Annotated in this window: 17 protein-coding genes; all 17 read right to left on the bottom strand. The window is 69.7% G+C overall.

Translation table 11 applies throughout. The features are described from left to right. Nucleotides 1-142: 142 nt before the first annotated feature. Nucleotides 143-532, bottom strand: a complete 390-nt coding sequence (locus SGR02S_RS16450; protein ID WP_067112371.1) for a flagellar export chaperone FliS — start codon at nt 530-532, stop codon at nt 143-145. An 11-nt stretch (nt 533-543) separates the two neighbouring features. Continuing rightward, nucleotides 544-1,920, bottom strand: coding sequence for a flagellar filament capping protein FliD (fliD, locus tag SGR02S_RS16445; protein WP_067112368.1), 1,377 nt, complete (start codon nt 1,918-1,920; stop codon nt 544-546). A 63-nt stretch (nt 1,921-1,983) separates the two neighbouring features. Continuing rightward, a complete protein-coding gene (gene flhB / locus SGR02S_RS16440) occupies nt 1,984-3,123 on the bottom strand; it encodes a flagellar type III secretion system protein FlhB (protein WP_067112365.1) in 1,140 nt (379 codons plus the stop codon). 4 nt (nt 3,124-3,127) lie between these two features. Next, entirely contained in the window at nt 3,128-3,907 is a 780-nt protein-coding gene (gene fliR / locus SGR02S_RS16435) for a flagellar biosynthetic protein FliR (protein WP_067112362.1), read from the bottom strand. Nucleotides 3,908-3,914: 7 nt separating this feature from the next. Beyond that, nucleotides 3,915-4,184 (bottom strand): flagellar biosynthetic protein FliQ, encoded by a 270-nt coding sequence (locus SGR02S_RS16430; protein WP_067112359.1) that lies wholly within the window; start codon nt 4,182-4,184, stop codon nt 3,915-3,917. A 10-nt stretch (nt 4,185-4,194) separates the two neighbouring features. Continuing rightward, the gene (gene fliP, locus SGR02S_RS16425; protein ID WP_104960135.1) at nt 4,195-4,986 is read right to left on the bottom strand and encodes a flagellar type III secretion system pore protein FliP; all 792 of its coding nucleotides are present in this window, start codon (nt 4,984-4,986) and stop codon (nt 4,195-4,197) included. Then, nucleotides 4,976-5,251, bottom strand: coding sequence for a flagellar biosynthetic protein FliO (locus SGR02S_RS16420; RefSeq protein WP_067112356.1), 276 nt, complete (start codon nt 5,249-5,251; stop codon nt 4,976-4,978). The genes fliP and SGR02S_RS16420 overlap by 11 nt, the downstream gene beginning before the upstream one ends. After that, complete coding sequence (fliN, locus tag SGR02S_RS16415) at nt 5,251-5,586, bottom strand: flagellar motor switch protein FliN (RefSeq protein WP_067112354.1); 336 nt, start codon at nt 5,584-5,586, stop codon at nt 5,251-5,253. Before fliN ends, SGR02S_RS16420 begins: the two co-directional genes overlap by 1 nt. Then, nucleotides 5,579-6,484: a FliM/FliN family flagellar motor switch protein gene (locus tag SGR02S_RS16410; protein WP_067112351.1), complete on the bottom strand. Its 906-nt coding sequence runs from the start codon at nt 6,482-6,484 to the stop codon at nt 5,579-5,581. Before SGR02S_RS16410 ends, fliN begins: the two co-directional genes overlap by 8 nt. Continuing rightward, nucleotides 6,481-7,092 carry a flagellar basal body-associated FliL family protein gene (locus tag SGR02S_RS16405; RefSeq protein WP_067112348.1) on the bottom strand — a complete coding sequence of 204 codons (612 nt, stop codon included), beginning with the start codon at nt 7,090-7,092 and terminating at the stop codon, nt 6,481-6,483. The genes SGR02S_RS16410 and SGR02S_RS16405 overlap by 4 nt, the downstream gene beginning before the upstream one ends. A gap of 20 nt (nt 7,093-7,112) precedes the next feature. After that, nucleotides 7,113-8,474, bottom strand: a complete 1,362-nt coding sequence (locus SGR02S_RS16400; RefSeq protein WP_156483109.1) for a flagellar hook-length control protein FliK — start codon at nt 8,472-8,474, stop codon at nt 7,113-7,115. After that, a complete protein-coding gene (locus SGR02S_RS16395) occupies nt 8,471-8,914 on the bottom strand; it encodes a hypothetical protein (RefSeq protein WP_067112342.1) in 444 nt (147 codons plus the stop codon). The genes SGR02S_RS16400 and SGR02S_RS16395 overlap by 4 nt, the downstream gene beginning before the upstream one ends. Beyond that, nucleotides 8,911-10,242 carry a FliI/YscN family ATPase gene (locus tag SGR02S_RS16390; protein WP_067112339.1) on the bottom strand — a complete coding sequence of 444 codons (1,332 nt, stop codon included), beginning with the start codon at nt 10,240-10,242 and terminating at the stop codon, nt 8,911-8,913. Before SGR02S_RS16390 ends, SGR02S_RS16395 begins: the two co-directional genes overlap by 4 nt. Then, nucleotides 10,239-10,850 carry a FliH/SctL family protein gene (locus SGR02S_RS16385; RefSeq protein ID WP_067112336.1) on the bottom strand — a complete coding sequence of 204 codons (612 nt, stop codon included), beginning with the start codon at nt 10,848-10,850 and terminating at the stop codon, nt 10,239-10,241. Before SGR02S_RS16385 ends, SGR02S_RS16390 begins: the two co-directional genes overlap by 4 nt. Next, nucleotides 10,843-11,883: a flagellar motor switch protein FliG gene (fliG, locus tag SGR02S_RS16380; RefSeq protein WP_067112333.1), complete on the bottom strand. Its 1,041-nt coding sequence runs from the start codon at nt 11,881-11,883 to the stop codon at nt 10,843-10,845. Before fliG ends, SGR02S_RS16385 begins: the two co-directional genes overlap by 8 nt. Further along, nucleotides 11,876-13,534 carry a flagellar basal-body MS-ring/collar protein FliF gene (gene fliF, locus SGR02S_RS16375; RefSeq protein ID WP_067112331.1) on the bottom strand — a complete coding sequence of 553 codons (1,659 nt, stop codon included), beginning with the start codon at nt 13,532-13,534 and terminating at the stop codon, nt 11,876-11,878. Before fliF ends, fliG begins: the two co-directional genes overlap by 8 nt. A 3-nt stretch (nt 13,535-13,537) precedes the next feature. Further along, nucleotides 13,538-13,879 carry a flagellar hook-basal body complex protein FliE gene (fliE, locus tag SGR02S_RS16370; protein ID WP_067112328.1) on the bottom strand — a complete coding sequence of 114 codons (342 nt, stop codon included), beginning with the start codon at nt 13,877-13,879 and terminating at the stop codon, nt 13,538-13,540. Nucleotides 13,880-14,165 lie beyond the last annotated feature (286 nt).

Raw genomic sequence — 14,165 nt, 5'->3', positions numbered from 1 at the left:
TTCCTTGTCGAAAAGGGATAATTGCCCAATATTTTAAGGGCTCGCCGCTCCAGGGGGAGGTCGGATGGGCGCACGACCCCGCCGACACGGGGGGGTACGCAGTGTGACTTTCCTATGCTTTGAAATAATATTGCGCGACCGCTTATCGCAACTGCCGCCAGGCGGAGCTGATCGTCAGGATTCCGTCGAGCAGTTCGACGAGGTCGGACTCGCTGTTCGCGGCGACCGCGGTATCGAGCTTGCGGCGCATGCTGCGATAGACGCGCGACAGCGACGCGGCGACGTCGCCCCCCGCCTCGTGGTCGAGCCCGGCGTCGAGCGCGATCAGGATCGCGCGCGCGCGGTGCGCGGGTTCGGTGGCCGAGATGCGCTGGCCCTGCCGCACCATCGCGGCGAGCACGCCCACCGCCGTCTCCAGCTCGTCATAGAGCATGGTGACGAGTTCGACCGGGTCGGCCGACTCGGCGCGGCTTTCGTTCTGCAATCTGCGATATTGTCCGGCCGCCCGGACGGTCGATGCGGTCGCTGCCACGGCGGACGTCCCTAATTCTTATACTGGTTGTTCCACATCTCGATCTGCTGTTCGAGATAGGATTGCGTCGCCTTGAACGCGGCCAGCTTGGCATCGAGCGCGCCATACTGTTTCTCGAGCCGCTGGCGGTAGATGGTCTCGCGCTCCTCGACCTTCTCGAGCTGTTCGGCGAGCGACGCCCGGCGGGCGTCGAGCATCGACGTGGCGCGGCCGAGTACGCCGTCGCTGGCGACCGCCTTGTCACGGATCGCGTCGAGCACGAAGGCGATGCCCGGATCGGTGGCCTCGGTATGGGTGGCGTCGCGGCGCGGGTTGAACAGCGCCTCGACCGCGCCCGCATCGGTAGCGAGCGCCTTCTCGAGCTTGGCGCTGTCGAGCGCGAGCAGGCCGTCCTTGGTCAGGCTGATCCCGATGTCGCTCAGCTTGTTGATGCTGCCGTGGCTGGTCAGGGTCTTGCTGACCAGGCTGCCGAGCTCGCTTTCGAGCTGGCGCAGCGACGTCGTTCCCCCCGCCAGGCTCGCCGCCGAGGTCAGGCTTTTCCTGAGCTGGTTGAAGACGTCGACGAAATCGCCCGCGGTCTGGCGGATCATGTCGAGCGGCCGGCTGGCGCCGATGTCGACCGGCTGGCCGGGCGCCGCCTTCTTGAGCGTCAGCGACAGGCCGGGCAGGACGTCGTCGATCGTGTTGCTCGGGCGGCTGAACGCGACGCCGTCGATGGTGAATTGCGCGTCGGCGGCGCTCTGGCCAAGCGTCATGGCGCCGCCGCTGCCATAGCCGAACGCGGCGAGCGCCGGGTCGGCGCCCGCGTCGGCGGACAGGGTGAAACCGTTCGCGGCGCCGCTCGCGCCCTTCAGGATCAGGCGATAGCCGCCCTCGTCGGCGACGATCGACGCGGTGACGCCGCTGCCGCTCGCGTTGATCGCGGTGGCGAGGCCTTCGAGGCTGTCGTTTGCGGCGTCGATGGTGATGTTGTGGCTCGTGCCGCCGACGCTCAGCGTCATCGTCCCCTGGCCGATCGCGGCGGTCCGGTCGGCGACGACCCCCGAATAGGCGGTCTGCGCGCGCGCGAGCTGCGACACGGTGACGGTGGCGGCGAAGCTGTCGGCCTGAAGCCCGGCGCGCGCGCTGAGGCCGAGCATGCTGTCGTCGGAGACCGTCGGGCTGCTGCGCAGCGCGCCGTCGGCGATCATCTGACTCAACGAATCGGCAAAGCCCTCGAGGTCGGACTTCGCCTGCGCGACGGCGCTGATCCGCGCCTGGTTCTGTTGCGTCATCGTCGCGATGCGCGCGATCTTGGGCTCGCGCGAGGCGTTCGACAGGTCGGTGACGAGCTGCTTGATGTCGAGGCCCGAGCCGAAGCCGAGGCTGTTGGCGATTGAACTGACCATGGTGCGTTTCCTTCGCTCTGCTTAACGGCGGCGCGCGCGATTCCTTAAGCGCGCCGGCGGCGGTCAGGCGGCGCGGCGGCCGTCGGGGTCGAAGCGGTGCGACGACGGCACGTCGACCGCGGGCTGCGACCGCCCTTCGGCGACCGCGCGTTCGAGCTGGAAGACGAAGGCGAGCACCGTCGCCACCGCGACGAACAGTTCCTCGGGAATCACGCGGCCGGCGCGTGCGGTGAAATAGATGGCGCGGGTGAGCTGCGGATATTCGAGGATCGGCACCGCGGCCTCGCGCGCCAGCGTGCGGATCGACAGCGCGACGTCGCCGCGCCCGCGCGCGACCACGACCGGCGCGGCATCGACGCCGGGACGATAGCGCAGCGCGACCGAGAAATGGGTGGGGTTGGTGAGGACGACGGTCGCCTCGGTCACCGCCTTGCGCGCCGACCCGCTCAAAATGTCGTGGGCGCGCTGGCGCTGCGCCTGCTTCAGTTCGGGGGCGCCCTCGGTCTGGCGCATCTCCTCCTTCACCTCCTGCTTGCTCATCATCAGCTTGCGGTTGCGCTGATACCATTGCGCGGGAACGTCGATCAGCGCGATGACGACCAGCCCGCCCGCCATCGCGAGCATCGCCCGCGCGACCGCGCTCCCCGCCAGCCCCAGCGCGGCGTTGAGGTCGGTCGACGCCATCGTCATGATCGCCGGCAGGTTCACCGCGATCAGCTGATAGCCGATGGTGCCGAGCAGCAGCACCTTGGCGATCGACTTGGCGAGCTCGATCAGCCCCTGCATGCCGAAGATGCGCTTGATGCCGCTCAGCGGATTGATCCGGTTGCCCTTGAAGCCCAGCGCCTTGCCGCGCCAGCCGAGCGAGCCGAGCATCGCGGGGGCCGCGATGCTCGCGACCAGCGCGAGCGCGAACAGGCTGGCGAGCGGCAGCAGCACCTCGACTCCGTTGCGCAGCACCGCCTCGCCGGGCGCGAAATGCGCGACGTCGTCGGCGTCGAGCGTCAGCCCGCGCCGCACCAGCTCGCCCGCCGACCGGACGAGCCAGCCGCCCGCCGCGAACAGCCACCCCGCGCCGGCGAGCATCATCAGCGCCGTCGCCAGCTCGCGCGACATCAGCACATCGCCTTCGCGCGCCGCGTCGGCGCGTTTCTTCGGCGTCGGCTGTTCGGTCTTCTGGTCCTTTTCGGTGGTGCCCGACATCGCGTCAGCCCGCCGCGATCTGCCGCGCCATGTCGAGCGCGTCGGACAGGAAGCGCGCGATCGCCTCCGCCATCACCGGGGTCGCCATGGCGAGCAGCACGACGCCGGCGAGCAGCGTCGCGGGCAGGCCGACCGCGAACAGGTTCATCGCCGGCGCCGAACGTCCGATCACGCCCATGATCATCTGGACGAGGATCAGCACGAAGCCGACCGGCAGCGCGATCGTCAGCCCGGCGGCGAACATCAGGCTCGCAAAGCGCAGGATGCCGCCGATCGCGGCGAAGGAGGGAAAGGCGCCCCCCGGCGGCAGCGCGGTATAGCTGTCGACGATGATGCCGACGAGCAGCAGGTGGCCGTCGGCGGCGAGGAAGAGCGCGGTCGCCAGCATCGAGAGGAACTGGCCGATCGCCGAACTGGCGGTGCCGCTCAGCGGATCGATCATCGACGCGAAGCCGAGGCCCATCGCGTTGCTGATCGTCTCGCCGCCGAGCAGCGCGGCGGCGAGCCCCATCTGGAGCACGAAGCCGATGCCGAGCCCGATCACCACCTCGCCGACGATCAGCAGGAAGCCGGGCAGCGAGACGATTCCCTCGGCGGGAAGCGCAAGGCCCGAGGCGCCGACCGCGGGCACCCCGACCGCGAGCGCGACGATCAGCCGCAGCTGCACCGGCACATTGGCCGCGCCGAACACCGGCGCCGCCAGAAAGGCCGCGCCGGGGCGGATCATCCCCAGCATCCAGAGCTGGAGCATCGCCTCCACGTTCGGGATGTCGGCGGGGTCCATCGCGGCGCTAGCGGACGAGATTGGGTATCTGGGCGAACAGATCGCGGGTGAAGTCGGTGAGCAGCACGAGGATGCTGCTGCCGAAGATGGCGAGGCAGACCGCGGTGATGATCAGCTTCGGCACGAAGCTGAGCGTCTGTTCGTTGATCGAGGTCGCCGCCTGCACCATGCCGAGCAGCACGCCGACGACGAGCACCGGAATCAGGATCGGTGCGGCGGCGAGCGCCAGCACCCACAGCGACTGCTGCGCGACCCCGATGAAATAGTCCGCTTCCATGGTCAGCCCCTCAGGTTCCGAAGGAGGAGGCGAGCGAGCCCATCGTCAGCGCCCAGCCGTCGACGAGGACGAACAGCAGCAGCTTGAAGGGCATCGATATGACCGTCGGCGACAGCATCATCATGCCCAGCGACATCAGCGACGAGGCGACGATCAGGTCGATGACCAGGAAGGGCAGGAAGATCAGGAAGCCGATCTGAAACGCGGTCTTGAGTTCGCTGGTGACGAAGGCGGGGAGCAGGATCGAGAAGGGCACGTCCTTCGGGCTCGCGTAGGTCGGCGCCTTGGCGATCTTCGCGAACATCATCAGGTCGGTCTTGCGCGTCTGCTGCATCATGAAGCCGTGCAGCGAATCGCCCGAACGGACCAGCGCTTCGCCGATATCGATCTGTTCCTGGCCGTAGGGGGTGATCGCGACGCGGTTCACTTCGCTGATCACCGGCTGCATCACGAACAGCGACAGGAACAGGCTGAGCCCGACGAGCACCTGGTTCGGCGGCGTCTGCTGGAGCCCGAGCGCGTGGCGCAGGATCGACAGCACGATGATGATGCGCGTGAAGCTGGTCATCATCAGCAGCAGCGACGGCAGCACCGTCAGCAGGCTCATCAGGATCAGGATCTGGAGCGACAGCGTCAGCGGCCGCCCGTTGCCGCCGATCTCGCCGACCGCGCGGGTCAGCCCGTCGGCGGCCTGTGCGTGCGCGGCGGGCGCCGCGGCGAGCAGCGCGACGCCGCCGGCGATCGCGGCGGCACGCAGCCAGCGGATGCGGCGGCGGGTCGTCCCGGCCGGATCAGCCGACATGAAAATCGCCCTGGCTGTTGTCGGCGAGGCGCGTGACCTGGCCGCGCGAGACCGAGAGCAGGATCCGCTGCCCGGCGAATTCGACCACGGCGAGCTTGGTACCGGGGCCGAGCGGCAGCACGCCGACCATCTCGATCGGCCGCTCCTGCCTCGCTCCGGCCAGCGGGCCGCCCATCTGGACGCGCTTCCACAGCCACAGGCTGCCCCACGCCATGCCACCGACCAGCGGCAGCAGGATCAGCAGACGCAGGAGATATTCGAGCATCAGGCCCTCCGCTCGAAACCGCCGAGGCGATTGTCGGGGGCGACGACGTCGGCGATCTGGATGCCGTAGCGGCCGTCGACGCTGACGATCTCGCCCTTCGCGATCAGCGTGCCGTTGGCATAGATGTCGAGCAGGTCGTTCGCGGCGCGGTCGAGCTCGACGACGCTGCCCTCGGTCATCGCGAGCAGTTCGGCGAGCGTCATCGAGGTCGATCCGACCTCGACCGAAACGCGCAGCGAAACGCCCGCGAGCAGATCGAAATTGGGCGCCGCGCCGATACCGGCATCGCGGCGGTCGCGGCGCGCGGCGGGCGGGGCTTCTTCCAGGTCACTCATGGTCCGATCCTCTTTCGATTCGGTCGATCAATATGGCGGCGTTGCCATTGGCCTCGCCGATGCTGCCGACCGCGAAGTTCCGGCCAGCTATGGTTATCGGGACATGACGCGATATGGTTAACGGAATGATATCACCGACCTGCAGCGACAATAATTTCGTCAGGCTGATCTCGGGCCGCGCGAGGACCGAGCGCACCGGCAGGCGCACCCCGCGCAGCGTGCCGTCGAGCTTCGCCGCCCACACGGGGTCGGTCGCGGGATGGTCGTCGATCTCGGGAACCGGCTCGGCGCCCGCGATTCCGCGCAGCGCGGCGAGCGGATAGGCGCAGACGATCGTCTGGCCGTCGAACGGCGCGCCGCGCAGCGTGAAGCGCTGGACGAGCAGTTCGTCGTCGGCGCGCACCGCCGCGAGCTTCGCCGGATCGCAGGTCACGCAATCGAGTTCGGGTTCGATCCCCATCGTACCGCGCCACGCGATCGCGAGTTGCCGCCCCATGTCGCGGCCGATCCGCGCGGCGAATCGTTCCTCGGCGTCGGTCAGGTCCTCGCGGTCGCCTGCGAGCTGGCCCTTGCCGCCATAGAAGATGTCGACGAGCTGGAGGACGAGCCCGCGTCCGGCGCCGAGCAGCACCGGTCCCTTGAGCGGCGGCGCGTGATAGCGCCAGTGGATGCCGGGCGCGATCGACCCGCACCAGTCGGCGAAGCTCATGTGGCTGGCCGCCGCGCGCTCGACCTGCACCAGCGGCGCGCCGAGCGCGCGGATCAGGTCGCGCAGGCTGCGCGCGAACTGGTTGGCGATGCCGTCGAGCGCGGGAAAGGCGTAGCTGCCCTCCGCCTTGCGCAGCAGCAGCGACGCCCTGGCTTCGGGCGCGGCGGTGGTGTGGGCGGCCTGCGTCACTGGATCACCAGGCTGGTGAAATAGACATTGTCGATGCCGCCGAAGCCTTCCTTCTCGCGCAACACCTGATTGATCGCGCCGGTGAGCTGGCGCTGAAGCTGCTGCTTGCCGCCCGATGTCGACAGCAGCGCCGGGTCCTGCTCGGCGAGCACCATCAGCACCGCCGAGCGGATCGGCACTTCCTGGCGCTTGATGTTGGTGATGACCTTGCCGTCGTAGAAGGTCGACAGGCTGATTCCGACCTGCAGGAAGCCCGACCCGTCGGCCAGGTTGGTCGTGAAGCTGTCGGGCATCGGATAATAGGTGATCTCATATTTGCGCGGATCGATCTGGAAGCGGTCGTTGGGAACCGAAACGGTCCCGACCTTCAGCGGCGCGTTCTTGCCGCCTTCGCCTTCGCCCTCGGCCGCGGCTTCGCTGCCGGCGCTGCGCAGCACCAGCTTGGGATAATGATCCTCAGGCTTCGCGGCCTCGCTCGCGAGTCCGCCGCCCAGATAGATGCCGGCGCCGGTGCCGGCGCCGATCAGTACGACGGCGCCGATGCCCAGCATCAGCATCTTCTTCATCTTGCCGCCCTTTTTGGGCGTTTCGGTCTGTTCCTTGGACATGACCCTTTGTCCTTTCCTGATCAGGCGAACCGGCCGCGGCGATCGGCGGCTCGGTCGGTGTCGCGCGGCTCGGCGCGCTCGGTGGCGGTTTCGATGAGATGGGCGGTCTGGCCGGCGGGTTGATCGCCGCGGCCCTGGCCCTGCTGCGACTGGCGTCCGGTCTCGCCGGGGGTGCAGGTGACTTCGGCGCCGGCGACGCGCACGCCCTGCTGGCGCAGATCCTCGACCAGCCGGCCCTGCGCGGCGTGGACGATCGTCGCGGTCGCCTCATGCTGCGTGTCGAGCTTCAGCGTCACGCCCTCGTCGCCCTGGCGCATCGCGACGTCGAGCCGGCCGAGATGACGCGGCATCAGGCGAAAGGCGATGTCGCCATCGGATGATTTGGTCGCGGCGATGTCGGCGGCGAGCTGCGCGATCCAGCGATCGTCGCTGCCCATGTCGAGCGTGCGCTCGGCGACCGGGACGGGCTGCGCTGTCGGCGCGACACCCGTCGCGGCGGGGGCCGCCGGCTGGGTGAACAGCACCGTCATCGAAGCACCGCCATCGGTCGCGGCGGGCTTCGGCGCCTGCGGATCGGCCGTTGGCATCGCGTCCGGGCGGACGACGGCCGGCGTAACCGGGGTCGTGGGTGCCGCGTAGCGCGGTCCCGCAAAGTCCGGCGTCGGCGCGGCTGCGGCAGCGCCGGGCACCGGTGCCGCAGGCGCCGCAGTGGCGGGCGCAGGCGCGGATGCGTCAGCCTGTGCGGCCGTGAAGGGCAGCGTCGTCGTCGCGGCGGTCGGCGTTTCGCCATCGGGGGGCGTCGGGACGGGTCCGTCCGTTTCGCCCTCGGCCGCGGCGGCATGGGTGCGAATCGGTGCCGCGTCGCGGCCGTCCTTGCCGGCAAAGACGGCGATCAGGCTGGCGGCCGCCTCGGCAGCGCGCCGGTCGGCGGCAACGGGGTTGTCCTCGGCCTCGACGGGCCGGCGGTGCGGCGGCGTCGTGCGGGTCGGCGCGGTTTCGACCTCGCCCCCGGCGACCTGCGCTGCGGGCGCCGGAGCGGGCTTTCCGGCGAGATCGGGTCGCGGACCTTCGGTCGACACGGGCTGGTCGTCTGCCGGCACCGCGGGAACGGTTTCGACCGGGGCGGCGTCCGCTTCGCCCGGCACGACGGGCGCCGGGACCGGCAAGGTGGTTTCGGCGTCCGCAATCGGCGCCGCTGCCGCGTCGGCGACGGGCGTGGTGGACGGCACAGCAGGCGATGCCGTGACGGCAGCGCCCGGCATGGCGGCGATCAACTCGTCGAACCCGCTCTCGCCGTCGCCCGCCGGAGTCTGGCCAATCGCCGCGAGGATCGCGGCGAGGCCCGGCTGCGTCGGTGTCTGGAGCAGGGTGGTGCTCATCATGCGGCGCCCCCCTCGATCAGGCGCAGGCTCATCGCGCGGCGGCGGAAGGGGCGGTTGGCGTCGCTACGGCGTTCCATGTCGGCCTCGTCGGAGCGGCGGCTGCGCTCGTAGAGGCGCACCGCCGATTCCTCCTTGATCATCGCATGCTGCGCGCGCACGCCCATCTCGTCGCGGCGGGCGCTGGCGTGGCTGAGCGGCGCGGCGAGATTCTCCTTCGCCATGTCGAGCCGCATGCCGAGTTCGCCGACCGAATTGAGCGCGCGTCCCGCGACTGCGCCCTTCGCCATCGCGAGGTCGACGCGCAGCCTCTCGAGCCGCTGCGCCAGTTCGACGAGGCTCGCCAGCTCGCCCTTGGCGCGCGCCAGATTGGCCTCCGCCATCTGATGTTCGACGGAGCGCACGCGGATGATGCGTTTGCGGCGTGCGGTACGGGCGTTCATGCGGAATATCCTTCGACAAGGGACTGACGCGAGGTCTGGAAATCGACCTGCGCGGCGGCGGGTTGGGAAACGAATGCGAGTTGGTCGGCGCGGCGCGCGATGGCGGTATCGAGCACCGGGTCGCTGCCGGCGACGTAGGCGCCCATCAGCATCAGGTCGCGATTCTCCTCATAGGCGGACCAGAGCTGGCGAAAGCGCGCGGCGGCCGCGGCATGGTCGGGATCGACCGAATCGGCCATGGTGCGCGACAGCGAGCGCGCGACGTCGATCGCGGGATAGACGCCCTGTTCGGCGAGCTGGCGCGACAGGATGATATGGCCGTCGACGATCGCGCGGGCGCTGTCGACGACCGGATCATCGATGTCGCCGCCGTCGGCGAGCACGGTGTAGAGCGCGGTGATCGAGCCGCCGGTCTGGCTGTCGTTGCCGGCGCGCTCGACGAGCGAGGGGATGAGCGCGAAGACCGACGGCGGATAACCCTTCATCGTCGGCGGTTCGCCCAGCGTCAGCCCGATCTCGCGCTGCGCGTGCGCGACGCGGGTCAGGCTGTCGATCAGCAGCAGCACCTTCTTGCCTTCCTGGCGGAACGCCTCGGCGATCGCGGTCGCGCGCATCGCGGCGCGCAGGCGGAGCAGCGGCGGATGGTCGGCGGGAACCGCGACAACGACCGATTTCTTGCGCACCGCGGGGGGCAGCTTGGTCTCGACGAAGTCGCTGACCTCGCGGCTGCGCTCGCCGATCAGGCCGACGACGATCACGTCGCATTCTGTGCCGGCGATCATCTGGCCCATCAGCACCGACTTGCCGACGCCCGATCCGGCGATGATCGCGACGCGCTGGCCCTCGCCGACGGTGAGCAGCCCGTTGATCGCGCGCACGCCCATGTTGAGCGGCTTCGTCACCCGGCCGCGGCGCAGCGGATTGACCTTGCGGCCGGCGAGCGGCCACTGGAATTGCGACTGCACCGGCGGGCGCCCGTCGAGCGGATGGCCCTGTGCGTCGATGATGCGGCCGAGCAGCGCCTTGCCGACCGCGACCATGCTGCTCGCGCCGTGCGGCTCGACCGGCGCGCCGGTGACGAGCGGCATGTTGGCGTCGAACGGCAGGACGAGGCTGCTCTGGCCGCGAAAGCCGACGACCTCGCCGTGGATCGGATCGCCCGTCGCCGACCTGATGCGGACATTGCTGCCGAGCGGCATCGGGAAACCCGATACTTCGAGCATGATCCCTTCGTGCGCGACGAGCGTGCCAATGCGCCGCGGCGAGGCGTGCGTCAGGTCGATCGGCCCGAGGAGCTGATGCGCGGTCATGGCGAGCCGGCGCGTCATGCGGCGGCGTCCTGGCTACCCAGCGCGGCGCGCAGTTCGTCGAGATAGACGGCGCGGCCGTGCTCGATCCAGCCGGTCGAGGTTTCGATGCGCACGGTGCCGCGCATCATCGCGGCGTCGGCCTCGATCGGCAGCGCGATGCCGCTGTCCGACAGCAGCACGGCGTCGGCGGGGTTGACCCACAGCGTGCGCGCCTTGTCGGCCTCGGCGACCATCGCGGCGGCGATGTCGGCCTGCGTCTGCAGCCATTCGGCGTCGATCGGCGCGCTTTCGACGATCTGGCGGACCAGCCGTTCGACCGTCTCGGCGATGAGCTGCGCCAGTTCCTCGCTCGGTTCGTCCTGCAGCGCCTCGGCCGCGGCAACGAGCGCGAGGAGCTGATGGCGCTCGACCGCGAAGCCGGCCTCGGCCAGACGCTGGCCTTCGGCCAGGCCGCGCGCGAACGGATCGTCGGCGGGCTCGGCCTCGGCAGGTTCGGGCGCGGGCGGCGGGGCCTCGGCGGCGCGCGGCGCGGGGCCGAGGTGCAGCGGGCGAAAGCCGCCGCTGCGCGCCTGGGCGGCCGCGAGCAGGACGGGGGTGAAGCCGGTTTCGACGGAGCGATCAGACATAATCGTCGGCTCCGCCCGCGATCACGATATCGCCGTTCGCGGCCATCTGGCGGACGATCTGCATGATCGCCTTCTGCGCCTCGTCGACGTCGGTGCGCTTGACCATCGTCATTTCGGTCATCTCGTCGCGGATCGTTTCCGCCGCACGCTTCGACATCGTCGACAGGCAGAGGTCGGCCATCGCCTCGTCCGAGCCCTTGAGCGCGAGCGCGAGCTGGGCGGCGTCGACCGCGCGCAGGATGGTGCCGAGGCTGCGCATGTCGAGGTCGCGCAGATTCTCGAAGATGAACATCTCTTCCTCGATCGTCTGGGCCAGCTGCTTGTCGTGCTTCTTGAGCGCCCGGATGGTGCGCTCGGACAGGTGACGGGGCATCACCTTCATGATCTTGGCGACGTCGCTCGGCCCGCCGATCGGCTGCTTCGCGACGCGCTGCCCGCCGACATTGGCGGCGGAGAGCACCGCTTCGAGATCCTCGATCGCGGCGACCGGGACGGCGGTGAGCTGCGCCGCGCGCAGCACGAGGTCGGCCTGGAGCAGTTCGTCGAGCGATTCGATCGCGCGCGCCGCCACGTCGGGAACGAGCACCGACAGGATCAGCGCGCCGACCTGCGGATGTTCGCTCGCGAGCAGCGCGCTGATCGCCTCGACGTCCATCCAGCGCAGCATCTCGAGCGATGCGGCGCTCGACTGCGGCGCGACGGCGGAAAGGATATTGTCGGCGCGGACGTTGCCGACCGCCTGGTTGATCACCGCGCGGATTCGGGTGTCGGCACCGACCGCGAGCGCGCTGACGTTGCGGCTGCGCGTCACGAAGCGGTCGAGCGCCTGCTCGATCTGCACTTCCGACGCGTTCGCGGTGTCGAACATCGACTTGGCGAGCTGGCGCACCTCGTCGGGATCGAGATGCTTGAGGATCGTCGCCGCCTCGCTTTCGTCGAGCAGCATCAGCAGGATCGCCGCGGCCGACGACCCGTCGATCGCGGGACGGACCTCCACCGGCGGGGCGATCTCGGCGTCGAGGACATCAGCCACGGGCCGCCTCCTGCATCAGCTGGCGGACGACGAGCGCGGCGCGCTGCGAATCCTGGCGGACGAAGGCACGCACCAGATTGGCGCGCGCTTCATAGCTCGGCGCCGCCTCGATCATCTCCAGCGTGATCTCGCGGTTCGCGCGCTGCGCATCGGGCGCGGCGAGCGCGGGACCGCCCTCGGTGGCGGCGAGCAGGCTTTCCTCGATCGCCGCGTCGCGCTCGGCACGCGCGGCGGTGCGCGCCTTCGCCGCCTTGATCAGCGGCCGACCGACGAACAGGAAGGCGAGCAGGGCAGCGAGGATCGCGCCGGCCTGCTTGACCAGCGGCAGGAACCAGGCCTGATCGTAGAAGGCGGGGGCGCTGTCCTCGACCTTGGCGAAGGGGCGCTGGCTGATCGCGACCATGTCGCCCCGCGTCTGATCATATCCGATCGCGCCCTTCACCAGCCCGTCGATCTTGGCGATGTCGCCCTGGCTCAGCGCCTTCTGCCCCTGGTTGAGCGCGACCGCGACCGAGACGCGGCGCAGGCGGCCCTGCGGGCTGTGCGTCACCGAAATCTCGCGGCCGACCTCATAGGCGCGGGCGGCATTCTCGTTGCTCTGCGTCGAGGCGGCGGGCGCCCCGGCCGGCGCCGCCTCGGGCGCCTGCGACAGGGTGGTGGCGGGCGGCGGCTGGTTCGACAGCGCGCCGGGGATGCCGACCGCGGGCGGGGTGCCCTGGCCGCTCACGGTGCGCGTCACCTGCTCGCTGCGCAGCGCGCGATCATTCTCGGGAAAGCTTTCGCGCGTCGCCTGGCTTTCGGACATGTCGATGTCGGCGTGGACCTCGACGCTGTAGTTGCCGGCGCCGAGCATCGGCCCGAGCAGCGTTTCGAGCGCGCGGCGGAAGCGGTCCTCGATCTGCGTCTGGAGCTGAAAAGCCTTCATGTCGCCGCTCGTCGCGCCGTCGGACAGCAGCGCACCGCGCTGGTCGATCACCTGCACCTGGTCGGCGTTCATGCCGGGCACCGACGAGGCGACGAGGAAGCGGATCGCCTGCACCTGCCCCTCGGACAGCGAGCGGCCGTTCTGCAGCGTCAGCATCACCGACGCGGTCGCGGGCTTGTCCTCGCGGACGAACAGGCTAGGCTCGGCGGCGGCGATATGGACGCGTGCGCTGCGGACCGCGTCGATCGTCTCGATCGTCCGCGACAGGTCGGCCTCGCGCGCCGAGCGCAGCGTTTCGCCCTCGATCGCGCGGCTCGATCCCATCGGCAGCGCGGCGATCAGGCTGTCGCCGCTCGGCTGCGCCCGGGGCAGACCCTGGCCGGCGAGCGCGATGCGCGCCTGATAGAGCTTGTCGGCATCGACGGTCAGCGCGCCGGTGGCGGGGTCGATGCTGTGGGCGATGCCCTGCGTCTGCAGCGCGTCGGCGACCGCCGCCTTGTCGGCGTCGTCGAGCCCGGCGAAGAGCTGGGTCTGCGGCGCGGCCGAGGTCATGAACCAGGCGAGCGCGGCGATGCCGATCGCGGTGCTGGTGGCGATCGCGGGCAGCGCGCGCTGGACCGCGGGCTGGCGGATGAATTGCTGGACGGGCGCGAACCGGCCGCCCGTCGTGGGGACGGGCAGGCGGTTGGCGGTTTCGACGGGGGTCAGGACTTGGGCTTCGGCCATGGGTTACACCGGCATGTTCATGATGTCGCGATAAGCGGAGAGCAGCTTGTTGCGGACCTGCAGGGTCGTCTCGAAGCCGAGCGAGGCCTTCTGCCGCTCGATCATCACGCTGACGATGTCGTGCGTGTCGCCGCGTTCATAGGCTTCGCTGACGTCGCTCGCCCGATGCTGCTGGGCGTTGACCTGTTCGAGCGCGGCCGAGATCGCCGACCCGAAATCGGGCGTCCCTTCCGCGGCGCCGCCCGCGTCGATGCCGCCGCGGCCCGCGGCGCGCTGCAGCGCCTGGTTCTGATTGAGGATCGAACTGCGCATCTGCAGCAGTCGGCTCTGATCGATGGTGCTCATTCGCTCTCATCCGGTTCCGTCGTGGCGCGGCGCGCCGCACGCCAAAGAACAATGCAAGGCGCGTGCCAGAATATTTATCGGCTGATTTTCAGTGATTTGATCGGATGCCGACAGGCTTGACGCCGCGTCCGACATTTTTTTGACACCGCGGCTTAATCCGACCCGCGCTCCGCCGTTACTGGCTTCGTGACCGCTCGCTGAGCCCTCACACCACGGGAACGGCCTCTCGGCCTGAAAGGATTAACATGACTGTCATCAACACCAATGTGAGCGCGCTGCGGGCCCA

It is taken from the genome of Sphingopyxis granuli NBRC 100800 (genome assembly GCF_001591045.1).
GTDB lineage: Bacteria > Pseudomonadota > Alphaproteobacteria > Sphingomonadales > Sphingomonadaceae > Sphingopyxis > Sphingopyxis granuli.
The sequence above is the reverse complement of the archived record's forward strand: the minus strand, read 5'-3'. Positions and strand labels throughout refer to the sequence as shown.